21 protein-coding genes are annotated in these 23,094 nt (G+C 67.4%); 10 read left to right on the top strand and 11 right to left on the bottom strand.

The genetic code is table 11. From position 1 onward, the window contains the following. Positions 1-84: 84 nt before the first annotated feature. Positions 85-426: a hypothetical protein gene (locus BST28_RS24165; protein ID WP_165758102.1), complete on the bottom strand. Its 342-nt coding sequence runs from the start codon at positions 424-426 to the stop codon at positions 85-87. 80 nt (positions 427-506) lie between these two features. Continuing rightward, positions 507-863, bottom strand: coding sequence for a hypothetical protein (locus BST28_RS18360; RefSeq protein ID WP_065289558.1), 357 nt, complete (start codon positions 861-863; stop codon positions 507-509). A gap of 226 nt (positions 864-1,089) precedes the next feature. Here BST28_RS18360 and BST28_RS18355 point away from each other — a divergent pair, with 226 nt between their 5' ends. Beyond that, on the top strand, positions 1,090-1,845 hold the full coding sequence (locus BST28_RS18355; protein ID WP_083082202.1) for a hypothetical protein: 756 nt from the start codon (positions 1,090-1,092) through the stop codon (positions 1,843-1,845). On the opposite strand, the gene BST28_RS18350 is transcribed toward BST28_RS18355, so the two are convergent. Genes BST28_RS18350 through BST28_RS18340 form a run of 3 tightly spaced genes read right to left on the bottom strand, consistent with a single transcriptional unit; the run spans position 1,838 to position 5,330 of the window. After that, entirely contained in the window at positions 1,838-2,962 is a 1,125-nt protein-coding gene (locus tag BST28_RS18350) for a DUF4185 domain-containing protein (protein ID WP_083082220.1), read from the bottom strand. The two genes, BST28_RS18355 and BST28_RS18350, sit on opposite strands and share 8 nt — an antisense overlap. A gap of 55 nt (positions 2,963-3,017) precedes the next feature. Beyond that, on the bottom strand, positions 3,018-4,064 hold the full coding sequence (locus tag BST28_RS18345; RefSeq protein ID WP_019736923.1) for an aspartate-semialdehyde dehydrogenase: 1,047 nt from the start codon (positions 4,062-4,064) through the stop codon (positions 3,018-3,020). After that, positions 4,065-5,330 carry an aspartate kinase gene (locus BST28_RS18340; protein WP_019736922.1) on the bottom strand — a complete coding sequence of 422 codons (1,266 nt, stop codon included), beginning with the start codon at positions 5,328-5,330 and terminating at the stop codon, positions 4,065-4,067. A gap of 232 nt (positions 5,331-5,562) precedes the next feature. Here BST28_RS18340 and leuA point away from each other — a divergent pair, with 232 nt between their 5' ends. Further along, positions 5,563-7,401, top strand: a complete 1,839-nt coding sequence (gene leuA / locus BST28_RS18335) for a 2-isopropylmalate synthase (RefSeq protein ID WP_083082200.1) — start codon at positions 5,563-5,565, stop codon at positions 7,399-7,401. 146 nt (positions 7,402-7,547) lie between these two features. On the opposite strand, the gene BST28_RS18330 is transcribed toward leuA, so the two are convergent. The 3 genes from BST28_RS18330 to BST28_RS18320 form a co-directional block, all read right to left on the bottom strand. Continuing rightward, a complete protein-coding gene (locus BST28_RS18330; RefSeq protein ID WP_065289562.1) occupies positions 7,548-8,843 on the bottom strand; it encodes an acyl-CoA dehydrogenase family protein in 1,296 nt (431 codons plus the stop codon). Between the two features lie 211 nt (positions 8,844-9,054). Beyond that, positions 9,055-9,678, bottom strand: a complete 624-nt coding sequence (locus BST28_RS18325; RefSeq protein WP_019735939.1) for an MBL fold metallo-hydrolase — start codon at positions 9,676-9,678, stop codon at positions 9,055-9,057. Further along, a complete protein-coding gene (locus tag BST28_RS18320) occupies positions 9,675-10,763 on the bottom strand; it encodes an S-(hydroxymethyl)mycothiol dehydrogenase (protein WP_083082199.1) in 1,089 nt (362 codons plus the stop codon). Before BST28_RS18320 ends, BST28_RS18325 begins: the two co-directional genes overlap by 4 nt. Positions 10,764-11,259: 496 nt before the next feature. On the opposite strand from BST28_RS18320, the gene BST28_RS18315 reads away from it, so the two are divergent. Then, the gene (locus tag BST28_RS18315) at positions 11,260-13,107 is read left to right on the top strand and encodes a sigma-54-dependent Fis family transcriptional regulator (protein ID WP_165758101.1); all 1,848 of its coding nucleotides are present in this window, start codon (positions 11,260-11,262) and stop codon (positions 13,105-13,107) included. Positions 13,108-13,127: 20 nt separating this feature from the next. Here the strand turns inward: BST28_RS18315 and BST28_RS18310 are convergent, their stop codons facing one another. Beyond that, a complete protein-coding gene (locus BST28_RS18310) occupies positions 13,128-14,126 on the bottom strand; it encodes a DEDDh family exonuclease (protein WP_065289666.1) in 999 nt (332 codons plus the stop codon). A 131-nt stretch (positions 14,127-14,257) separates the two neighbouring features. Here BST28_RS18310 and BST28_RS18305 point away from each other — a divergent pair, with 131 nt between their 5' ends. Both BST28_RS18305 and BST28_RS18300 read left to right on the top strand, forming a co-directional pair. After that, positions 14,258-15,478 (top strand): Mur ligase family protein, encoded by a 1,221-nt coding sequence (locus BST28_RS18305; RefSeq protein WP_083082197.1) that lies wholly within the window; start codon positions 14,258-14,260, stop codon positions 15,476-15,478. After that, entirely contained in the window at positions 15,475-16,182 is a 708-nt protein-coding gene (locus tag BST28_RS18300; RefSeq protein WP_065289664.1) for a type 1 glutamine amidotransferase, read from the top strand. The genes BST28_RS18305 and BST28_RS18300 overlap by 4 nt, the downstream gene beginning before the upstream one ends. Before the next feature lie 155 nt (positions 16,183-16,337). Here BST28_RS18300 and BST28_RS18295 read toward each other — a convergent pair whose 3' ends face one another. After that, positions 16,338-17,885 carry an IS1182 family transposase gene (locus BST28_RS18295; RefSeq protein WP_029249625.1) on the bottom strand — a complete coding sequence of 516 codons (1,548 nt, stop codon included), beginning with the start codon at positions 17,883-17,885 and terminating at the stop codon, positions 16,338-16,340. 89 nt (positions 17,886-17,974) lie between these two features. Here BST28_RS18295 and BST28_RS18290 point away from each other — a divergent pair, with 89 nt between their 5' ends. The 5 genes from BST28_RS18290 to BST28_RS18270 all read left to right on the top strand — a co-directional run bounded on the left by BST28_RS18290 (position 17,975) and on the right by BST28_RS18270 (position 22,113). Next, positions 17,975-19,261, top strand: coding sequence for a PucR family transcriptional regulator (locus BST28_RS18290; protein ID WP_083082195.1), 1,287 nt, complete (start codon positions 17,975-17,977; stop codon positions 19,259-19,261). Between the two features lie 98 nt (positions 19,262-19,359). After that, positions 19,360-20,595 carry an alkane 1-monooxygenase gene (locus BST28_RS18285; RefSeq protein WP_083082194.1) on the top strand — a complete coding sequence of 412 codons (1,236 nt, stop codon included), beginning with the start codon at positions 19,360-19,362 and terminating at the stop codon, positions 20,593-20,595. Next, positions 20,595-20,768 carry a rubredoxin gene (locus tag BST28_RS18280; RefSeq protein WP_019738099.1) on the top strand — a complete coding sequence of 58 codons (174 nt, stop codon included), beginning with the start codon at positions 20,595-20,597 and terminating at the stop codon, positions 20,766-20,768. Before BST28_RS18285 ends, BST28_RS18280 begins: the two co-directional genes overlap by 1 nt. Continuing rightward, positions 20,765-20,947 carry a rubredoxin gene (locus tag BST28_RS18275; protein ID WP_019738098.1) on the top strand — a complete coding sequence of 61 codons (183 nt, stop codon included), beginning with the start codon at positions 20,765-20,767 and terminating at the stop codon, positions 20,945-20,947. The genes BST28_RS18280 and BST28_RS18275 overlap by 4 nt, the downstream gene beginning before the upstream one ends. Beyond that, the gene (locus tag BST28_RS18270) at positions 20,944-22,113 is read left to right on the top strand and encodes an NAD(P)/FAD-dependent oxidoreductase (protein WP_083082193.1); all 1,170 of its coding nucleotides are present in this window, start codon (positions 20,944-20,946) and stop codon (positions 22,111-22,113) included. The genes BST28_RS18275 and BST28_RS18270 overlap by 4 nt, the downstream gene beginning before the upstream one ends. Here the strand turns inward: BST28_RS18270 and BST28_RS18265 are convergent. After that, positions 22,110-22,958, bottom strand: a complete 849-nt coding sequence (locus BST28_RS18265) for a type IV toxin-antitoxin system AbiEi family antitoxin (RefSeq protein WP_065289658.1) — start codon at positions 22,956-22,958, stop codon at positions 22,110-22,112. The two genes, BST28_RS18270 and BST28_RS18265, sit on opposite strands and share 4 nt — an antisense overlap. Positions 22,959-23,094 lie beyond the last annotated feature (136 nt).

Here is a 23,094-nt window from a genome sequence, read left to right as displayed (position 1 = left end):
CGGTGTCTCCGTTTCAGGTGGGCGCAACCGGGAGTGTCCTCCGAACCCCTTGGGATCCGGGGGCATTCGCGTTTCCAGAGCCGATTAACGGTGCGGCGGGACCGGCGGGGGCGGCGGACCGCCCGGGCCGCCCGGGCCGTTGCCGGGGCCGGCCGGACGGAAGCCGGGCCAACCCGGCTCGTTGCCCGGGCCGGCGGGCCCGAAGCCGGGACCCATCGGCGGACCGTGATGATGCATCATGCAGGGTCCGTGACGGTCCCCTTGCCACCCGTTATCGCTGAGGTAGACGCCTGTGCAGAAGACCACCGCGGCGACGAAGACGGTTCCGGCGATGATCACCACCCAGGCTGCGACCTGGAACAGCCGGTTCGGCTTGGCCACCGGCGGCGGGGGTGGCGGCGGCGGGGTTTCTGGTGTCTCGGTCATATCGCCCCATCATGCCTGAGGACGACGCCAGCCGCCGCCCTTCGGGAGGGGCGGCGGCTGGTTGATCGTGGCCGGGCCGGTTACCGGCCGCGGGTGGGCGCCGGCGAGTGGGTGACCGACGGGGGGACCTCGCTCGGGCCCGGGCCTTCCGGGCCGGCAGGGGCCATGGGGCCGGGACCGCGATGGGGACCGTGGTGAAAGCCCCGGTGGAACCCGTCGTGATGCATGGCCCCGTGGTGGTGGCCGTGGTGGCAGTGGTGCCCGCGCGGCCCGCCATGACTGGCCCAGACACCGGCGAAGAAGATCGACGAGACGATGAAGACGACCCCGGCGACGATGGCGACCCAGGCGGCGAGTCGGTAGACCCAGTACGGCTTCTGCTCTCCCGGGCCCGGCGGCCCGGCCGGGGGGTTCGTGGTTTCAGGTGTTTCGCTCATGGTTGACATCGTGCGAGGGCAACACCCGGCACCGCTAGGTGCTGGCTATGCGTCGGCTATGAGCCGTGGGGGCCATCGGGTCGGGGGCTACCCCGACCCGACCCTGTACAGCACTTCAGAAAGTCCAGGGAAAACCCTGTATCGCAGCCGTGCGTTGCGCTTCTAGCGTCAGGACTACACCAGCCAGGTCGGCTGGAAAGTAGGGGAAGGCACGAACATGGGGAATGTGAAGCGAGTCAGCGGTCTCGGCATGCTGGCGCTGGGACTGGGGGTCGGGGCCGCCTTGGCAGCCACACCGATGGCCGGGGCGGGAACACTCTCGGCTGACGGCGGCGCCGGTGCGTTGGGTGTCGCCGGCGCGCTGGCCGCCGCGGACCTCGGCGACGCCGTCGCCACGGTGGGTACGGCGGCCGCGACAGCACCGACCCTCCCCGATGACTTCGGCAACATTGCACTGTCGATCAGCGGGTTCGACTTGTTGTCTCTCGGCAACGCGAGCGCGAGCTCGAGCTTCTGCAACGTCGCCTTCGCCTACGGGGAGTTCGCCAACGCCAACGCCATGAGCGGTTTCTTCAACTACGCCTCGGCGCAGGGCGACCACAGCAACGCCGTGGTCGGAGACACCGGGTCGTTCAACTATGCGTCCGCGCTAGGCGATCACGCCAGCGCTTCGGCGGCGTGGGGCAACGGCAACGTAGCGACCGCTACCGGCGACTATGCCGTCGCACACGCGGGCGCTTCTGTCGTGCCGGGCGTCTACGACAGCCACTTCAACACCGCCACCGCCGAGGGCCTGCACGCCATCGCCTATGCCGGCTGGGACGGGAGCAGCAGCAATGTCGCGAGCGCCCTCGGCGACAACATCCAGGACTACGCGCCGGACGGCACCCCGTTCGGATCGGCCGACGCGGGCCTCGATCTCCTCGGCGACTCCGGGTCGGGCGGCGACTTCTGGACGGACCTGTGGGGCCTGTTCAACTGACCGACCACGGTTTGAACGGATTGACCGCGAACTGGATCACCCGGTAGGGAGCCCGATGTCGGGGCTCGGTGTTCCACTGGCTGATGAACACCCGCAGCTCGTCCAGGGTCGACCCGGGCGAGATGTAGCCGCCGTAGGGCTGGGCCAGCCGGTTGTCGAACGGTGAGGGCAGGGTCTCCACGGACACCGGCGGATCCGGCCACTCGGTGTGCTGCACCACGGTGGTCACCGGGGCGGTTCCCAGGCCGGTCGGCTCGTAGGCCACCCGGACTTCCATGTTGCCGGTGGTGCCGTTGAAGTAGGACAGCACCGGCCTGCCGTCGATCTGGCGCAGGCTCAGCTCGCCGATCTGGTCGTTCCACAGCGGTGTGGGCTTGTGACCCCAGCCCTTGTCGCTCGCCCAGCCCTGCCAGGCCGACCGGTCGGTGAACTTGTCCGGGCTGACCCGGTACAGCGTCACCGCGGCGCTGCGATCGAAGTTGTTGGCGACCACATACACCCAACCGGTAACCGAATCCGGCGTCGGAATCGGGTCGTAGTAACCGCTGATCTGGGACTGGCCGAAATCCTGGTAGGAGGCCGGTCGCACTGAACCCGGCACCGTCTGCCAGCCCGGTTGCGCCGGATCGGCTTTCACCAGACGTGACGTCTGAGGCACCAGCATCTTGGCGGTGGTCACCATCAGGTAGTTGCTCCGGTTGATCGAGACGATCCCCGCCGGCAGCTGCGTGCAGCCGGCCGGCGTCGGGTCTGCCAGCAGTGGCTTGTCCACCCCGATCACCCCGGTGTAGCGCACCCCGGCGGAGTCGTCGACCGAGTCCGGATCCAGGCGCAGGGCTATCGGCGAATACCAACCGCCGAACCCGACGCCCTGGCCGGCGAAGCTGTCCCCGCAGATCTGCAGCACCGCAGTGGGGAACTCCATGAATTCGCAGAGATCGGTGGCGCCGATGCCGTAATCACCGGTGGGCGTGCCGGTTCCGGCGCTCGGCCCGATCCGGACCACCTGCCCTTCGGCCAGCGGCCAGAGCACCGGGAGTGGGATCGGAGCCGGCGGTTCGGCGTGTGCGGGCGGGCAGACCAGCAGAGCGACAGCCCCCACCGAGCGTGCAGCCACTGCGAAATTCCGCGCGGTCTTTCGCAGCCGGTGCACGTTCGGCGCCTCGGGGGGGTCAGGATCCGGAAGACCCGGCCAGCAGTTCTGCGATCTGGATCGTGTTGAGCGCCGCACCTTTACGCAGGTTGTCCCCGGAGACGAACAACGCTAGACCGCGCCCCTCGGGTGCGCCGGGGTCGACCCGGATCCGGCCCACCAGGGAGTCGTCGGCGCCGGCGGCGGCCAACGGGGTCGGCACGTCGGTCAGCGTCACGCCCGGGGCGTCGGCGAGCAATTCGGCGGCCCGCTCCGGGGAGAGCGGCCGGGCGAATTCGGCGTTGATCGACAGCGAGTGCCCGGTGAACACCGGCACCCGAACACAGGTGCCGCTCACCAAAAGGTCTGGGACGCCGAGGATCTTGCGACTCTCGAAGCGCAGCTTCTGGTCCTCGTCGGTCTCACCGGAACCGTCGTCGACATAACTGCCCGCCAGCGCCACCACGTTGAATGCGATCGGCGCGATGTACTTGTTCGGCGGCGGAAAGTCGACCGCCCCGCCGTCGTGCACCAACTGTTCCGCGCCGTCGGCGACCGCGCGGATCTGCTCGGCGAGCTCCTGCACGCCGGCCAGCCCGCTGCCCGAGACCGCCTGGTAGGTCGAGACGATCAGCCGGGTCAGGCCCGCCTCGTCGTGCAGCGGCTTGAGCACCGGCATCGCGGCCATCGTGGTGCAGTTCGGGTTGGCGATGATGCCCTTGGCCAGGCGCTTGCCCCGCACATCACGCTCGAAGTTCACCTCCGAGACCACCAGCGGCACGTCGGGGTCCTTGCGCCAGGCCGACGAGTTGTCGATCACCGTCACCCCGGCGGCGGCGAAGCGCGGCGCCTGCACCTTCGACATCGCCCCACCGGCGGAGAACAAGGCGATGTCCAGCCCGGTCGGGTCGGCCGTCTCGGCGTCCTCGACCTCGATCTCGGCGCCGCGGAACGCCAGCTTGCGCCCCGCCGAGCGCGCCGAGGCGAAGAACCGCACCTCATCGGCGGGAAAGTCGCGCTCCTCCAACAGGGTGCGCATCACCTGGCCGACCTGGCCGGTGGCGCCGACCACTCCGATGGAAACCATTTAGCGCCCCGTCCCGCCGTAGACCGTGGCCTGCTCGTCGCTGCCCAGCCCGAACGCCTCGTGCAGTGAGCGGACGGCTTTGTCCAGGTCGGCCTCGGCGACCAGCACCGAGATCCGGATCTCGGAGGTGGAGATCAGGTCGATGTTGACGCCGTTGTCGGCCAACGTCTCACAGAACGTGGCCGTCACGCCCGGGTGGCTGCGCATCCCGGCGCCGATCAGCGACACCTTGCCGACGTGATCGTCGTAGAGCACCTCGGTGAAGCCGATCTCGGCCTTGAGCGATTCCAGCTTGGCCACCGCGGCCGGGCCGTTGTCGCGCGGGCAGGTGAAGGTGATGTCGGTCTTGCCGCCCTCCACCTTGGAGACGTTCTGCAACACCATGTCGATGTTGATGTCGGCGTCGGCGACGCCGCGGAAGATCTTGGCGGCGTAGCCGGGCAGGTCGGGAATGCCGACCACCGTCACCTTGGCTTCGCTGCGGTCGTGTGCGACTCCGGTCAGGAGGGCGTCTTCCATGGGGATGTCCTTGATCGATCCGGAAACGATGGTGCCGGGCTTGTCCGAGTAGGAGGACCGGACGTGAATGGGCAGGTGGTAGCGCCGGGCGTACTCCACGCAACGCAACATCAGCACCTTGGCGCCGCACGCTGCGAGTTCGAGCATCTCCTCGAAGGAGACGGTGTCCAGGCGGCGGGCATTGGGCACGATGCGCGGGTCGGCGCTGAAGATGCCATCGACGTCGGTGTAGATCTCACAGACGTCGGCGTTCAGCGCCGCGGCCAGCGCCACCGCGGTGGTGTCCGAGCCGCCGCGGCCCAGGGTGGTGACGTCCTTGGTGTCCTGGCTGACGCCTTGGAAGCCGGCGACCAGCACCACCTGGTCTTCGCCCAGGGCGGCCTGCAGCCGACCGGGGGTGACGTCGATGATCTTGGCCTTGCCGTGCACACCGGTGGTGATCACCCCGGCCTGCGACCCGGTGAAGGACCGGGCGTTGCAGCCCAGCTCCTCGATTGCCATCGCCACCAGGGCGTTGGAGATCCGCTCCCCGGCGGTGAGCAGCATGTCGAGCTCACGGGCCGGCGGGGCGGAGGAGACCTGCTGAGCGAGATCCAGGAGGTCGTCGGTGGTGTCGCCCATCGCCGAGCAGACCACGACGACGTGGTCGCCGGCTTTCTTGGTCTCGACGATGCGCTCGGCGACGCGGCGGACCCGTTCGGCGTCAGCCACCGATGATCCGCCGTATTTCTGCACGACGAGCGCCACTTTTCGTCCCTTCCTCACTGGGCTTGTCCCAGGATAGGGGAAGCCGGTTGCGGCGTTGACGCTGCGCCCGGGGCCGTTTTCTGTCAACGCCGTCTGAGCGCGTAAACTGCACGATGTGCAGCGGGTGCTCCTTCTCGGACGCCGCGGCGGGGTCTGATCCAGACCGGCTTCCCGTCGCGGGTGTTCGCGATGCGCCGGTCTGAATCCATCTGAGAACCCCGGAGCAATCACCGTGACCAGTTTTTCCCAGCCGTCTCCCGACGCATTCACCTCGGGTCGAGGCATCACCAAACCTGCCGGTCCGCCCAATCCCGGCCAACCCTCCTGGAACACCCAGCGCGGCTCGGCGATGCCGGTCCGCCGCTACCGCAGCTTCGCCGAGGAGGTGCCGGGCGGCAGCCCGGCGCTGGGCGCAGCGGCGGTTCCCTTCGACCGCACCTGGCCCGACCGCGTCATCGAGCGCGCCCCGCTGTGGTGCGCGGTGGATCTGCGTGACGGCAACCAGGCGCTGATCGACCCGATGAGCCCGGCCCGCAAGCGGCGGATGTTCGACCTGCTGGTGACCATGGGCTACAAGGAGATCGAGGTCGGGTTCCCGTCGGCCAGCCAGACCGACTTCGACTTCGTCCGCGAGATCATCACCGACGGCGCCGTCCCCGACGACGTCACCCTGCAGGTGCTGACGCAATGCCGCGACGAGCTCATCGAGCGCACCTTCGAGGCGTGCGCGGGCGCCAAGAACGTGATCGTGCACTTCTACAACTCGACGTCGGTCCTGCAGCGCCGGGTGGTGTTCCGCGCCGACCGGGCGGCGGTACAAGAGATCGCGGTGGCCGGGGCGCGCAAGTGCCTGCAGGAGGCGGCCAAGTACCCGGACACCCGGTGGCGCTACGAGTACTCACCGGAGTCCTACACCGGGACCGAGCTGGAGTACGCCAAGCAGGTCTGCGACGCCGTCGGCGACGTCATCGAGCCGACGCCGGACAACCCGATCATCTTCAACCTGCCGGCCACCGTGGAGATGGCCACCCCGAACGTCTACGCCGACTCGATCGAGTGGATGCACCGCAACCTGAAGCGGCGTGACTCGGTGATCCTGAGCCTGCACCCGCACAACGACCGCGGTACCGCCGTCGCCGCAGCCGAACTGGGGTATCAGGCCGGCGCGGACCGGATCGAGGGCTGCCTGTTCGGCAACGGCGAACGCACCGGCAACGTCTGCCTGGTGACGCTGGGTCTGAACCTGTTCTCCCGCGGCGTGGACCCGCAGATCGACTTTTCCAACATCGACGAGATCCGCCGCACCGTCGAGTACTGCAACCAGCTCAACGTGCCCGAGCGTCACCCCTACGGCGGCGACCTGGTCTACACCGCGTTCTCCGGCAGCCACCAGGACGCCATCAACAAGGGCTTGGACCAGATGAAGATCGACGCCGATGCCGCCGACGCCGACGTCGACGACATCTTGTGGCAGGTGCCTTACCTGCCGATCGACCCCCGCGACGTGGGCCGCACCTACGAGGCGGTGATCCGGGTCAACTCGCAATCCGGCAAGGGCGGCGTGGCCTATGTGATGAAGACCGATCACGGGCTGGTGCTGCCGCGCCGGCTACAGATCGAGTTCTCCAAGGTGATCCAGCAGCTGACCGACGGCGAAGGCGGTGAGGTCACGCCCAAGGAGATGTGGGACGCCTTCGCCGACGAATACCTCAACCCGATCCGGCCGCTGGAACGGATGCGGCAGCGGGTGATCGCCGCCGAGACCGACGACGGCACCGACCGTATCGAGGCCACCGTCTTGATCGACGGCGTGGAGACCGAGATCGCCGGGGCGGGCAACGGTCCGCTGGCCGCGTTCGTCGATGCACTGGCCCAGGTGGACGTGCACGTGCACGTGCTTGACTACTCCGAGCACGCGATGAGCGCCGGCGAGGAAGCCCAAGCAGCGGCCTATGTGGAGGCGAAGATCGGCGAGAGCGTGGTCTGGGGGGTCGGGATCGCGTCGTCGATCACCACGGCGTCGCTGCGGGCGGTGGTCTCGGCGGTGAACCGGGCGGCCCGGCTCGGCTGAGCTGCGAGGCGGCTCAGAAGCCCACTCGAGCAGACACCTGCAGTAGCGAGCACTCGGGACACGGGACCCCGGCAGCCATGCGAAACGGCTTAGACTGCCGTATCGTCAACCGACCGGGGCCCGTCCACCACTCGGGCTGAGGGGGATCAGAGCCCCCATCCCTCCATTGACTTCTTAAAGGGAACGGGCTTGCAGTCCCTAAAGGCGTTGATGTCATAGTCAGGGTCTGCCATGACACCCCAGATCTTGCGGCGCTGCATCCCAATCGTTCCCGCGTCATATATCGGGAGAACGACGGCCTCGCGCAGGTACCGCTCCAGTGGGTATTCCCGGTTCAGCGAGTTTGTGCCAGTGACCTGCATACACTTGAAGACAGTGTCGAACAACAGTTCGCAGGCAAATACTTTGGCCATGGCACCGAATGCCTGACCTTCCTCCTGATACATATCAAGGTAGTGTGCCGCCTTCCAGCACAGGTAGCGACTCGCTTCAATCCGCATTTGTATATCGGCCAACATGTAGCCGACGGCCTGATAATTGATGATCGCCTTATCGCCGGCGGCGGTATAGGTTTTCGACCAATCCATAGTCCATTCCAACGCGGAGCGCGCCACCCCCACGGCGGCGATACCCGCAACGGGGCCCGACCAGGTGAAGGCCTTGGAAATAACCAGGTCGCCGTTTCCGATCGCAAACGCATTTTCCTCGGGGACCCGGCAGTTGTCGAACTCGATCCAGTTGTTCTGGTTGGTCCGATGGCCCACCTTGTCAATTGGTGGCTTGAATTCCATGCCAGGCGTTCCGCGCGGAACCAGAATGCAACTCAGGCCCTCTTTACCACCCTTGTTGCGGTCCGACCGCACGATGAACATGTTGACATTGGCGCCCTTGAGGTCCCATCCACCTGAGCTGCTCGGCCAGAACTTCGAGCCATTGAGCACATACTCACCCGTGCTTTTATCAAATTCCGCTGTCATCTGCAGACCTGCGGAATGGGTACCAGGGTGATCAAAATTGGCCGTGCCGTTGGCCTCACTCACATTGTAGCCGGCAATGTATTCGCCGGTCGGATCACTGGTGGCCTCGGTAAACCACTTCTTCTTCTGCTCCTCCGAGCCGAACCACAGCAACGGCATGAGCGCGAGGCCATTCACGAGAAGAATGCACCCGAAGCCGGGGTCCACTGCGCAAATTTCTTCGGAAATGATCTGGACATCGAGATTGGTTGCTCCCGATCCGCCATACTCTTCCGGCAGAAATCCGAAGGCGAAGCCGAGTTTGTACGCTTCGGCGTACACGGGCTTCATCATCGCGAATGCCCGCTGTGGGTCAGACTCCGCATCCGCCTTCAGCGCAACAGGAGCGAGAAGATCTCGAGAAAATTCTCGTGCAGTCTTCTGGAGCTCCTTCTGCTCCCTAGTCAGCGTAAAGTCGATGGCCATAGTGCTCCCTTCGCTGATTGGCCTTATTTCTGGTCGCTTATCAGCCTAGGGTCGTCGTTTCGTTGATCGATGTCCCACGATGGGACATTTCGGTACACGAGTCGGGCGCGTTCCCAAGGGATTTGAGAGCGCAGACGGCTTCGGCGGTACCGAACATCAGTGGATCCAGCCGTCGAGGATGAGCGCGCGGCTCGTTCCTCGTGGCGCGTCGTCAGTGGCCGCGCGCTACCCAGTCGTCGTAGTTCACCAGTTCATCCCCGATGCGGGTGGTGTCGCCGTGGCCGGTGTAGACGACGGTTTCGGCCGGTAGTGTGCCGAGCTGCTCGGAGATCGAGGCCAGGATCGTGGGAAAGTCCGAGAACGAGCGTCCGGTGGCGCCCGGGCCACCGCAGAACAGTGTGTCGCCACTGAACACCGCCCCCAGATCCGGGGCATACCAGCACACCGAGCCCGGCGAATGGCCCGGGGTGTGCAGGGCTTGCAGCTCGGTGCCGGCCACCCGCAGCGTCTGGTTGTCCGAGATCGGCTCGAAGTTGTTGTCCGGATGCGTCATCTGCCACAGCATCTCGTCGGCCGGGTGCAGCCACACCGGGGCGTCGAGGGTTTCGCCGAGCTGCGGCGCCACCGTGATGTGGTCGTTGTGGCCGTGCGTACACACCACCGCCACCACCTTGCGGCCCCCGACCGCGTCGAGGATCGGTGCCGCGTCGTGGGCGGCGTCGAAGACCACCACCTGCGAATCGTCACCGACGATCCAGATGTTGTTGTCGACGTCCCAACTGCCGCCGTCAAGCTCGAAGGTGCCGCTGGTGACGACCCGCTCGATGCCGCTCACAGCACCATCACCGAACGCAGCACCGTACCGTCGTGCATCTTTGCGAACGCCTCCTCGACCTCGCCCAGGCCGATGCGTTCGGAGACGAATTTCTCCAACGGCAGTCGCCCCTGCAGATACAGACTGATCAAGGTCGGGAAGTCACGCTCGGGCAGGCAATCGCCATACCACGACGACTTCAGTGACCCGCCGCGGGAGAAGAAGTCCACCAGCGGCATCTCCAAGCGCATATCCGGCGTCGGGACTCCCACCAGCACAACCGTTCCGGCCAGATCACGCGCGTAGAACGCCTGCTTCCAGGTCTCCGGTCGACCCACCGCATCGATCACCACATCAGCACCGAAACCGTCGGTGAGCTCCTGGATCGCCTCGACCGGGTCCTGGGTGCCGGCGTTGACGGTGTCGGTGGCACCGAAGTCTCGGGCCCAGGCCAGCTTGGTCTCGTCGGTGTCCACGGCGATGATGCGCCGCGCACCCACCAGGGCCGCGCCCGCGATCGCCGCGTCGCCCACACCGCCGCAGCCGATCACCGCGACGGTGTCGTCACGGCTGACGCCGCCGGTGTTGATCGCCGCACCCAGACCGGCCATCACCCCGCAGCCCAACAGCCCGGCCACCGCCGGATCAGCGCCCGGATCGACCTTGGTGCACTGCCCCTCATGCACCAAGGTCTTGTCGGCGAACGCCCCGATACCCAGTGCCGGGGTGAGTTCGGTGCCGTCGGTCAGCGTCATCGGCACCGAGGCGTTGAAGGTGTCAAAGCACAGGTGCGGCCGGCCGCGCTTGCAGGCCCGGCACTGCCCGCACACCGCACGCCAATTCAAGATCACGAAGTCGCCGGGCTCGACCGCGCTCACCGCCGAACCCACCGCCTCCACAGTCCCGGCGGCCTCATGGCCCAACAAGAACGGATACGAATCATTGATGCCACCGTCGCGGTAGGTCAGATCGGTGTGACACACCCCGCACGCGGTCACCGCGACCACCACATCGTTAGGACCCGGATCCGGGATCACGATGTCGGTCACCTCGACCGGCATGCCCTGCTTTTGCGAGACCACTCCGCGCACCGTCTGACTCTTCATGTCCGACCTACCAGCCGTTCCGATCGCTGCGACAACATCAGCACAACCTTGGCCTCCTCGATGCCTGAGAGATTGACCCGCCGCCCGGCGCCGTACGCGGATGGCGTGACTGATGTCTACCGTGGCGCCCGCAGCAATCGCAATGCATTGGCAAATCCCAAATTGGGACACACCCCAGCGGTACCGGCGGCGGTAAGGTCGATTGATTGCGATCAGTTGGTTTTGACTGAGAAGTCAAGTGCACCAACCATGGTCGTTATGATCCCGGCCGTCGACGCCGCTGTCGCAAATGGGTCGAGCAGACATCGATCCCATTGGAGTACACGCCGTTGAGGGAGCCCGCTTGCCCGCTCGGCGCAGCACCGACCATTACGGCATGGCCGTGACCACTGCCGTCCCGCGGCAGCCCAAACGCGCAAACGTGATCCACGTCTAAAATTAGCGAAAATATGATTTATGTAATATAAATGAGTATGTGTGTTTTAAGTGAGGAACGGTGACGGCCGACGCCTGCGACCCCTTGCCGAATGGGCCCGCCACCGGTGCTGATGTTCTGCTGCGCGCCAGGTCAGTAGGGGTTTCCGACCTGATTGCGGCGTCCTGGGAGCGCAGCAGGGCCGCGGGCGTAGATGCCGCGCAACCGCAAAGTTCGTTCACCAATGAGATCGACACCGGATCTCTGCTGGTGCGCTGTGCCCGGCCCGTGCTCCAACAGATGGAGATCGACACCGCCGACCTGCCACTGGTCATCGCCTTGTCAGATAAGAAGGCCCGCATCGTCCAGCGGATCGACTGCTCGTCGGTGGTCGGCCAACTCCTTGACGAGGTCCGGTTCGCTCCGGGCTTCGACTGCTCCGAGGCGGCCCTAGGCACCAACGGCATCGGAACCGTCCTCGAGGCGGGCCAGCCACTCAGCGTGATCGGATCAGAACACTTCACCGAGAACCTGCGAAGGTTCGCATGCACAGGCGCTCCCATCATCGACCCTGTCACCAGGCGAATCGAGGGGGTCTTGGACATCACGTCACTGGCCCAGGCGTGGAGTCCGCTGATACCCACCTTGATCAAGAACGCCGCCAACGACATCAGCCGCAACCTGCTGCTCGACCGTAACCAGTCCCAACGCGCGATATTCGAGACCTACCTACGTGTTGCCGCCCGATCGGCTCGGCACGCGGTCTTCGCGTTCGGCGACACGCTGTTCATCGCCAGCCCCTGCGCCCAACAGATGTTCGACGCCGGCGAGCAGCAGGTGCTCCGAGAGCACGCAACCTTCCTGATGACGCACAAGGAACACGCGAGCGACACATTCGCCCTGTCGGGCCGAGACCGTCTCGTGCACCTCTGGGGAACCCGCATCTTTGCCGGCTCGGAGGTCGCCGGCATCGTGGTGACGGCCGAACTGGTCAACTCTGGCCGCGCCGGATCACACGACCATTTCGCCGCGCAAGCGTCGCCGCGAATCGGTGTGGCGACCCACCAGCCCGCACAGATCGCGGATGCACCCTTCTGCTCACGTGGCGCTCTGGCCGGCGGCCGCTCGCCGGCGTGGGTTCGAGCTTGCTGCGAACTACGCACGGCGCTGGAGAACAAGCAGCCGGCACTGCTGGTCGGCGAGACCGGTGTAGGCAAGTCCACCTTGGCCATTGAGCTCTTCCACTCGATCTATCCCAACGCACGCAGCATTGCGCTCGACGCGGCACAGGTCGGGATAGAAGTCACTCCATCGGATATCGGCTCGCTAGTGAGCAACCTGAGTGAACCCGCACTGCACATCGTGCGTGACATCGATCAGGCGAGCCCGGACGAGGTTGAAAGGCTCGAGGCATATTTCTCGGCGGTCGAATCGTTGGATGGGCCGGCATGGATCGTAGCGACCGTGTCGCAATCCCCGTCTAACTCAGACATGCCATGCTGTGAACTGCTGGGTCATTTCGACACCACGATCACTGTGCCCCCGCTGCGGTGCCGCACCGATGATCTACCGGCCATCACCGCGACACTTCTGCACACGATCGCGCCCAAACACAAGATCCGCATCAGCCCGTCGGCGCAACGGCTCATCTCCCGATATTCGTGGCCCCGCAACATCTCTCAGCTGCGCGAAGCGCTGGCGCACGCAGTTCGCCAGCGTCCGGTCGGTGAAATTCAGGATGGCGATCTGCCTGGCTACTGCCATACCAGCTCGCGGCGCGCCCTGACCCCGCTAGAAATCATCGAACGCGATGCGATCGTCGCGGCCTTGCAGAATGTGGGCCACAACCGGGTAGCTGCCGCGACAGAACTGGGAATGTCGCGTTCCAGCCTGTACCGGAAATTGAAGACCTACGGCATCACCGCGTAGTCCAGCGGCGCGCCAACCCCTCAGAACAGTGAGATCTGCTCGCCGGCCGCCCCGGCGTCGACGAACTGCTCGATGCCGGTGCCTTGGACGACCCCGCCCACCCTTCCGATGCAGGCCATGAACTGCTCGTCGGAGACCGTCGGCACACCCAATTCCTGCGCCTGGTAGCCCTTGCCCTGCTCCGGACGTTCGTCGTTGCAGATCACCAGCGAGGTGGTGGTGTCGACGACGTCGCTGTAGGCCAGGCCGGCGTACAGGATGCGCTCGACGAGTTCCTCGTGGGTGCGGGTGCATTCGGCGGACAGCGCGACCCGCATACCCTGCACCAGCGGACGCCCCCGCACGTATCGGCCAGGGTTCAGATACGCACACGGCATCCGCGATGCCAGCGCCTTCAGCGGCCGCAGTTCCTCGTGGGTGATCCGGCCGTTGGGCCACCGGCGGCGGGTGACCGGCCGCACCGGCAGCCACACGTCGCGTTCCCGGGCCCGCTGCAGGGCAGGCTGCAGCACCCCGGCCAGCACCCGAGCGTCATCGAGCGCGTCGTGCGCCCGGGTCTGGACGATGCCCCAGTGCGCGGCGAGGGTCTGCAGCCGCAGGTTGGCCAGGCCCAGGTCCAGCCGCCGGGCCAATTCCAGCGTGCACATCACCGAGTCGATGGGCAGTTCGGCGCCGGCCATCTCGGCTTCGACGGCCAGGAAGGTGTAATCGAACGCCACGTTGTGCGCCACCAGGGTGCGACCGGCCAGCAGCTCGGCGACCTCGTCGACGACGTCGGCGAACCGCGGCTGACCCGCCAGCATCTCGGCGGTGAGCCCGTGCACGTGGGTGGGGCCGGGGTCGGTGCCCGGGTTGACCAGGTGCGACACCGACCGCTCGATGCGCCCGTCGGCGTCGAGCGCCAGCGCGGCGACGCTGAGCACGCGAGCCTGCCCGGGCCGAAACCCCGACGTCTCGACGTCGACGACGGCCCAGCCGTCGCCGGGATCGCGAGCCGGGCGGCCCCACAGCGCACTCATGCGATGAGGATGGCACGCCGGGGTGACCGTTCCACGTCTGCTGCACCTCGTGTCGGCGACTTAAACCGTTGAGCGCGGTCCGCGACGCCCGGCGCGGACGGCGCGCCGGCGATCGCCATAAACTGCCGAGCGTGATCACCGCACGTGGACGCCTAGCGCTGGCCGCTGGAGCCGGCGCGCGCTGGGCGTCGCGGGTCACCGGCCGCGGCGCCGGGGCGATGATCGGCGGCCTGGTCGCGATGACCCTGGACCGCTCGATCCTGCGCCAGCTGGGCACCGGACGGCGCAGCGTTGTCGTCACCGGCACCAACGGCAAGTCGACCACCACCCGCATGGTCGCCGCGGCGCTGCGTGACCTGGGCGCGGTGGCCACCAACGCCGAGGGCGCCAACATGGACGCCGGGCTGATCGCGGCCCTAGCCGCCGACCGCACCGCGCCGCTGGCCGCCCTCGAGGTCGACGAGATGCACGTGCCCCACGTGGCCGATGCGGTCTCGCCGGCCGTGGTCGTCTTGCTCAACCTGTCCCGCGACCAACTGGACCGGGTCGGTGAGATCAACGCCGTGGAACGCGCGCTGCGCGCCGGGCTGGCCCGGCATCCGCAGACGGTGGTCGTCGCCAACTGCGACGACGTGCTGATGACCTCGGCCGCCTACGACTCCCCCAACGTGGTGTGGGTGGCCGCCGGCGGCGGCTGGGCCGGTGACTCGGTCAGCTGCCCGCGCAGCGGTGAGGTGATCGAACGCCGCGATGGGCACTGGCGCTCCACCGGATGCGACTTTCACCGCCCCACCCCGCAGTGGTGGTTCGACGACGACTCGCTGTACGGGCCCGACGGTCTGATGCTGCCGATGCGGCTCGCGCTGCCCGGAAAGGTCAATCGCGGCAACGCCGCCCAGGCCGTCGCCGCCGCCGTGGCGGTGGGCGCCGATCCCGGCACAGCGGTGGCCGCCGTGGGCGCCGTCGACGAGGTCGCGGGGCGCTACCGCAGCGTGCAGGTCGGCCAGCACACGGTGCGGATGCTGCTGGCCAAGAACCCGGCCGGCTGGCAGGAGGCGCTGTCGATGGTCGACCACCAGGCCGCCGGGGTGGTGATCGCCGTCAACGGCCAGGTCCCCGACGGCGAAGACCTGTCCTGGCTGTGGGATGTGCGCTTCGAGCATTTCGAAGGGGTCCACGTGGTGGCCGCCGGTGAGCGCGGCACCGACCTGGCGGTGCGGCTCGGGTACGCCGGTGTGCAGCACAGCCTGGTGCACGACACCTGCGCGGCGATCGCGTCCTGCCCGCCCGGGCCGGTCGAGGTCGTCGCCAACTACACGGCGTTCCTACAGCTGCAGCGGCGGTTGGCATGACGGTGCGGATCGGGCTGGTGCTGCCCGACGTGATGGGCACCTACGGCGACAGCGGCAACGCGGTGGTGCTGCGACAGCGACTGCTGCTGCGCGACATCCCCGCCGAGATCGTCGAGATCACGCTCGCCGACCCGGTACCGGAATCACTCGACCTCTACACCCTGGGCGGCGCCGAGGACTACGCGCAACGACTGGCCACCCGGCACCTGATCCGGTATCCGGGACTGCAGCGCGCGGCCGAACGCGGGGCGCCGGTCCTGGCGATCTGCGCAGCTATCCAGGTGCTCGGACACTGGTATGAGACTTCGGCCGGAGAACGCGTCGACGGGGTCGGACTGCTCGACGTCACCACCTCACCGCAGGAGACGCGCACCATCGGCGAGGTGGTCGGCACCCCGCTGCTGGCGGGGCTGACGCAGCCGCTGACCGGATTCGAGAACCACCGCGGCGGAACCGTGTTGGGCCCGTCGGCGACACCGCTATCGGCGGTGACCAAGGGCGCCGGAAACCGGGCCGGCGACGGGCACGACGGCGTGGTGCAGGGCAGCGTCGTCGCCACCTATCTGCACGGGCCGTGCCTGGCTCGCAACCCCGAACTGGCCGATCTGCTGTTGTCGAACGTGGTCGGCACCCTGGCGCCGCTGGAACTGCCCGAAGTCGAGACGCTGCGCCGCGAGCGGCTGGTCGCGCCGCGGCGCGTCTAGGAGTCTGCTGAATTAGTGGTCTTCGGGGGCGGGGTGCCTCGCGGCGCTCTCGTTGGCGCTGGTTTGAAGTCAGACCCTGAGGTCGACAGAAGAGGTCACCCCGCCGTGGCGATCGTGGCACGGGGTTGGTTTGAAGGCAATGCCCGGGCGCTGGGTCAGGCGATGGTCCAGGCGGTGCCGGTGTGGGTCAGGCCCATGGTGATCAGGCGGCGCAGGTTCAATGCGCCGGCGCGGTGGTGCAGCCAGCGATCGTTCTTGGCTATGCCGCGGTAACGCACTTTTCGGTTGCCTCGAGTGAGCCAGGCGATGGAGCGTTCCACCATGGGGCGGTGGCGTCGATATTCGGCTTGCCAGTCGGGATGGCGGGCTGCGGCGCGCGCAGCGCGCAGTAACTGCTCATGAATGTGGATGGTGAGTTTTCGTCCGCGAACCGCAGTGGTGCACTGGGACATCAACGGGCATGAGCGGCAGTGTCTTTCGAACGCGGCTCCGCCGCTGGGGCCGATTGGCGTTTGGTGGCCCGCCGGGCACGTCACGATACGGGCGTCAAAGTCGATGACGAAATCGTCGCTGGTGAATCCGGCGGGCACCGGCGCGCGCAGCGGCAGTGGTTTGATCACCACGACGTGGCCGGCGTCAGCCAGTGCGGCCCGAGCCGCCCCGGTGCCATACGCCGAATCAGCCAGTACCCGCACCGGGGTGTTTTCGTCGGCGAGCAGTCTGAGTCCGACGACGGCCTCGTGATTGTCGGAGCCGCTGGCCTTGGTCAACTCGCAATCGGTGATGATTCCGGTGTCAGGTTCGATGGCGATGTGGGCTTTGAACCCGTCCTGGCGCCGATGCACCGTCTTGTGCGCGTGCCGCGCCTCAGGGTCGACGGTGGAGATCACGCGATCCCCAGCGACTTTCTGCGCGATGCGCCATTGCCCGTCGGTGCCATCGGAGCCCTCGACCGGCTCGACGTCCTGGCCGGCGATCAGCGCCAACAACGCCACTGCCTCGGCCGCGCGTGGCGCTAGCTCCTGCTCGGGCAGATACCCCAGTACCCGGTGAGCGTCGCCGACCAGGGCATCGACGAGCCGGTCCCGGGCGGCACTGTCGTCCCAGGCGATCGCTGGTTTGCCCGGGTCGGTGTAATCATGAGCGCGGCAGTGCGCGGCGATGACCTCGCCGGCGCCGGGGACATCGCGGGCCACCCGGCGGATCGCGCCGATCAGCTGGGTCACGGTGTCCTGGGTGGCCACCGCATCGTCGAGGACTGTGGAATCCAGAGCCCGCCGGGTCTTGCCTGCCAGCACCCCGGTTTGGGCCACGACGGCCTTGACCGCCTCGAAGATCCGGTCCGGTCGATCCGAGGCCGCCAACCGGCGCCGCCAGTACGTCAACGTCGTGGAATGAAATGCCGGCGCTGTCACCGCCAGACCGCACGCGGCTTTCCATCGCAGGTCGAAAGCCACCGCATCGACGGTCTCGTTATCCGACATCCCGTGCAGAGCCTGCAAAGTGATTACCGAGGCCATCACCTCGGCCGGCACACTCGGCCGGCCCCGGCGCGACGGAAACAGATCGGCGAACATCTCCTCGGGAAATAACTCACCGCGATGGGCTGCCAGGAACGCAAACATGCTGTCCGCCTTCAACAGATGTCCGGCGACCGACTCCGCATCCAACAACTCACGCTGATCATCAGAGCGACCCTGCACCCAACAATCATCAGCGAAAACCCCACCACAACCACCCCGCCACGCGGGATTAATTCAGCAGACTCCTAGTCGCGGACTACCGTCGGGCTATGGCCGACCCGGGCGCGACCGACGACACCGCAATCGCCGCGGCCGCGATCGAAATCTCGCAGCGGCTCTTCGATCACCTCGACGAAACCACCCAGGTGATCGAGAATCTGGTCGCCAAGGAGTCGCCGGACCTGACCGGGGACTCGTCGCTGCTGCAGCTGTTGCACGAAACCGTGGCGGCCAATGTCGATGCATACTTCTCGGCGATCCGCCACAACATCCCGGTCGCCGATATCGCCGCGCCGGTCGTCGCCCTGGAGCACGCCCGCCGCCTGGCACAACGCGGGATCCCGGTGAATGCGCTGGTGCGCGCTTACCGGCTCGGCCACTCGGTGGCACTCCAGCTGGTGCTGCAGGAGATCCGTTCCGCCGACTTGGATCCCGACCTGCGACTGGATGTGCTCTCGGAGATGTCGACGCTGATGTTCGGTTACATCGACGAGATGTCCCAACAGGTGTCCTCCGTCTACCAGGCCGAACGCGAGCGGTGGTTGGAGAGCCGAAACGCGGTGCGCGCGTTGCGGGTCCGCGAGATCCTGTCCGGGGACGACTTGGACGTCGATGCGATGACGACCGCGATCCGCTACCCGCTGCGGCGGACCCACGTGGCGCTGGTCGTGTGGTATCCCGAGTCGGGCGGCGACAGACTCGCGGCCGCCGAAGGATTCATCAAGAAGCTCGCCGAGTCGCTAGTGGTCCAAGGGGCGCCGCTGTTCGTCCCGGCCGACAGCACCACCGGATGGGCCTGGATCCCTTTGGCGTCCACCGCCGGAGCCGAGGCGGTGACGCAGATCCGCGCCTGCGCGCAGAGCGCCTCCGGCGAGCCCTGGGTGGCGATCGGCAATCCGCTGCCCGGAGTTGAGGGCTTCCGCCGGTCGCACCAGCAGGCGCTGGCGGTACACACGCTGTCGGTCGCCTCCGCCACCGCCCGGGTCAGCGCGGCAGCGGATCCGGGACTGTCGGCCGCGGCACTGCTCGGCGGCGGCGACGTGGCCGCCGCCCGGGCCTGGGTCGGTGAGGTGCTCGGCCCGCTAGCCCGCGCGACCGAGGCCGACGAGCGCCTCCGTGACACGCTGCGGGTGTTCCTGCGGACCGGTTCCAGCTTCAAGGCGGCCGGCGAGCAGCTGCATCTGCACGTCAACACCATGAAGTACCGGGTGCAGCGGGCGATCGAGCGGCGCGGCCGCCCGATCGCCGAAGATCGCCTGGACGTCGAGATCGCGCTGCTGCTGTGCCAGTGGTACGGCGCGGCGGTGTTGTCACCGTTGTCCTCCGGAGACGAATAGCCGACGGAATTACAGCCTTGCGGGACGAGCAACCACCGGGCGCTGCTACCTAACGTCGTCATCACTAGCGGTGTGACCTCGACGAAAGGCTGAATGCAATGAGCACCCGAATGGCCAGCGAGCCGGCGATCTGGCAGGACAAGAAACGTCACCTGTGGCTGCTGGGCCTGATCGTGCCCACCATGCTGTTCCTCATGCTGCCGCTGGTCTGGGCGCTGAACCAGGCCGGCCTGCACACCGCGGCGCAACTGCCGCTCTACATCGGGCCGATCCTGCTCTACGTGATCCTGCCGACGCTGGACCTCATGATCGGGGCCGACGGCCAGAACCCGCCGGATGAGGTGATGGCGGCGCTGGAGAACGACAAGTACTACCGGTACGCCACCTACGCCTACATCCCGTTCCAGTACGCCAGCGCCATCTTCGGCGCCTACCTGTTCACCGCCTCGGACCTGGGCTGGCTCGGCTTCGAGGGGTCGCTGGGCTGGCTGGGCAAGATCGGGGTCGCGCTCACCACCGCGATCGTGGCCGGGGTCGGCATCAACACCGCCCACGAGCTGGGCCACAAGCGGGAGTCGCTGGAGCGCTGGCTGGCCAAGATCACCCTGGCCCAGGTCTGCTACGGCCACTTCTACGTCGAGCACAACCGCGGCCACCACGTCCGGGTGGCCACCCCCGAGGACCCGGCGTCGGCCCGCTTCGGTGAGACGTTCTGGGAGTTCCTGCCGCGCAGCACCTTCGGCGGCATCCGCTCGGCGTGGGGGCTGGAGGCAGCGCGGGTCCGCCGCACCGGCAAGAACCCCTGGGACCCGCGGACCTGGCCGGGCAACGACGTGATCAACGCGCTGGCGATGTCGGTGCTGTTCTGGGGCGTGATGATCGCGGTCTTCGGTGCCGCACTGATCCCCTACGTGCTGATCAACGCCGTCTACGGCTCGTCGCTGCTGGAGGCGGTGAACTACCTGGAGCACTACGGGCTGGTGCGCCAGAAGCAGGGCGGTGAGGGTTCGCAAGGCCGCTACGAGCGCTGCACCCCGCAGCACAGCTGGAACTCCGACCACATGGTGACCAACCTGTTCCTGTACCACCTGCAGCGGCACAGCGACCACCACGCCAACCCGACCCGGCGCTACCAGACGCTGCGCAGCTTCTCCGACTCGCCGAACCTTCCGGCCGGATACGGGGCGCTCATCGGGGTGACGTACTTCCCGATGGTGTGGCGCAAGCTGATGGACCACCGGGTGCTCGAGCACTACAACGGTGACATCACCCGGGCCAACATTCACCCACGGGTGCGCAGCAAGGTGCTGACTCGCTACGGTGCAGCCGTCTGATGGCCACCTTCAAGTGCCCGGGCTGCGGCTACGTCTACGACGAGGTACTCGGCGCACCGCGCGAGGGCTACCCCGCCGGGACTGCCTGGACACAGATCCCCGACGACTGGTGCTGCCCGGACTGTGCGGTCCGCGAGAAGCTGGATTTCGAAGCGATGGGAGTGAACTCATGAACGACTACGCTCTGTTCCGCTGCCTGCAGTGCGGCTTCGAGTACGACGAGGCGCTGGGCTGGCCGGAGGACGGCATCCCACCCGGCACCCGCTGGGCCGACATCCCCGAGGACTGGAGCTGCCCGGACTGCGGCGCGGCGAAGGCCGACTTCGAGATGGTGGAGGTGGCCCGGCCATGAGCGGGGTGGTCATCGTCGGGGCCGGATTGGCCGCGGTCCGCGTCGTCGAACAACTGCGCCGCAACGGGTTTGACGACCCGATCACCGTCGTCGGGGCCGAGGCCCATCTGCCGTATGACCGCCCGCCGCTGTCCAAACAGATGTTGCGCGGCGAGGTCGACGATGTGGCCCTCAAGCCGGCGAGTTTCTACGAACAGCACCACGTCGGGTTGCGGCTCGGCGTCGCCGCCCTCGGCTTTGACGCGGCGGCCCACACCGTGACGCTGGCCGACGGGAAGGTGCTCGGCTACGACCAGCTGGTGATCGCCACCGGCCTGGTGCCCAACCGGATCCCGGCGTTCGGCGACCTGGACGGCATCCACGTGCTGCGGTCGTTGGACGACTGTGTGGCGCTGCGGGAGCGGGCGGCCGGCGCGCGCCGCGCGGTGGTGATCGGTGCCGGTTTCATCGGGTGTGAGGTCTCGGCCAGCCTGCGCAGCTCGGGGGTGGACGTGGTGCTGGTGGAGCCGCAGCCCACGCCGCTGGCCTCGGTGCTGGGTGAGCAGGTCGGGGCGCTGATCGCCCGGCTGCACCAGGCCGAGGGCGTCGACGTGCGCACCGGCGCGAGGGTGGTTTCGGTCTCCGGGGCAGACGGTGTCGAGTCGGTGAGCTTGTCGGACGGTGCGGTGGTCCCGGCCGATCTGGTGGTCGTGGGCATCGGGTCGCGGCCCGCCTGCGACTGGTTGGCCGGCAGCGACATCGCGGTGGACGACGGGATCGTCTGCGACGGAGCCGGGCGTACCAGCGCCCCGGACGTCTGGGCCCTCGGCGACGTGGCGTCGTGGCGTGACGAGGCGGGTTCCCAAGCGCGGGTGGAGCATTGGAGCAACGTCGCCGAGCAGGCGAAGATCCTGGTGGCGGCGATGCTGGGCCTGGGTCCGGTGGCGGCGGGTGTGCCGTACTTCTGGAGCGACCAGTACGAGATCAAGATCCAGTGCCTCGGTCACCCGCGGGTGCTCGACACCGTGCACCTGGCCGAGGACGACGGGCGTAGGTTCCTCGCCTACTACGAGCGCGATGGTGTGCTCGTGGGCGTGGTGGGCGCGGGTATCCCGGAGAAGGTCCGCACGGCACGCGGCAAGATCGCGGTGGGGGCGCCGATCGCCGATGTGCTGCAGCCGGTCTAGCGTCTCCAGCCGCGGGTTCGCAAGGCCTCGGTGACGCGGCGGATGGTCTCGCGGGGATTGTCCTCGTTGATCACCCGGATGTTGATCCAGCCGAGGCGTTCCAGCCTGCGCTGTCGCTTGTGGTCTTTGACGTACTGCTGACGATCCTTTTGATGCTGATCGCCGTCGTATTCCGCGGATACCTTGTAGTCCTCCCATCCCATATCCAGCCAGGCGAACGGCCAGTAGCTGCGGTCGCACACCGGGATCTGGGTGGCCGGGGTGGGCAGGCCGGCGTCGATAAGTCGTAGCCGCAGCCAGGACTCCTGGGGTGAGGCGGCGCCGGGGTCGATGAGCGGTAGCACCGCGCGCAGCCGTCGTGAACCGCGGGCGCCGTTGTGGTGCTTGGCGGTCAACAGCACGTCCTCGGCGCTGAACGGGGTGGCCCTCGCGAGCGCGTCGAGCCGAGCCACCGCATGGCCCCGGGGCAGGTGGCGGCCCAGGTCGTAAGCGGTGCGGGCCGGCGTGGTGACCGGTATGCCGGCGACTGTGGTGTGTTCGTCATCGGCCAGGGTTTCGTCGCGGGCGATCAGGCCGGGCGGCGGCCGGGTATTCGACCAGACCAGCTCGATCGGGGTATCGGTGTCGATCCACCGGGCGCCGTGCAGCGCGGAAGCCGCGACACCCGCGATCACGCCGTGCCGTCCAGAGCGCAGCCACGCCCCCTCGATCCGGTCGCGCAGGGTCAGCTGGCGTGTCTTCGGCACGTAGACGTCGCGGAAGATCGCCCGGTGCCAGCGGCGCAGCTCGTATTCGGTGAGCCGGCTGTGCGCCAGCGCCTCGCTCCCGATGAAGACCTCTGCCATGGCCAGATGCTGCCGATCGGCACCGACATCTTTCGCGAGCCTGGGGGTACCTCCCGCTTGCGGGGGAGAGTTGGCGCGAAGAAGTGCGAGTAGCGAGCACGGTAACTACAGGCTCGCGGGGGGCCTGGGGTGGGGT

The organism is Mycolicibacter kumamotonensis (assembly GCF_002086285.1).
Lineage (GTDB): Bacteria > Actinomycetota > Actinomycetes > Mycobacteriales > Mycobacteriaceae > Mycobacterium > Mycobacterium kumamotonense.
Note: the sequence above shows the minus strand (reverse complement) of the source record. Positions and strands in the feature narration are given on the sequence as shown.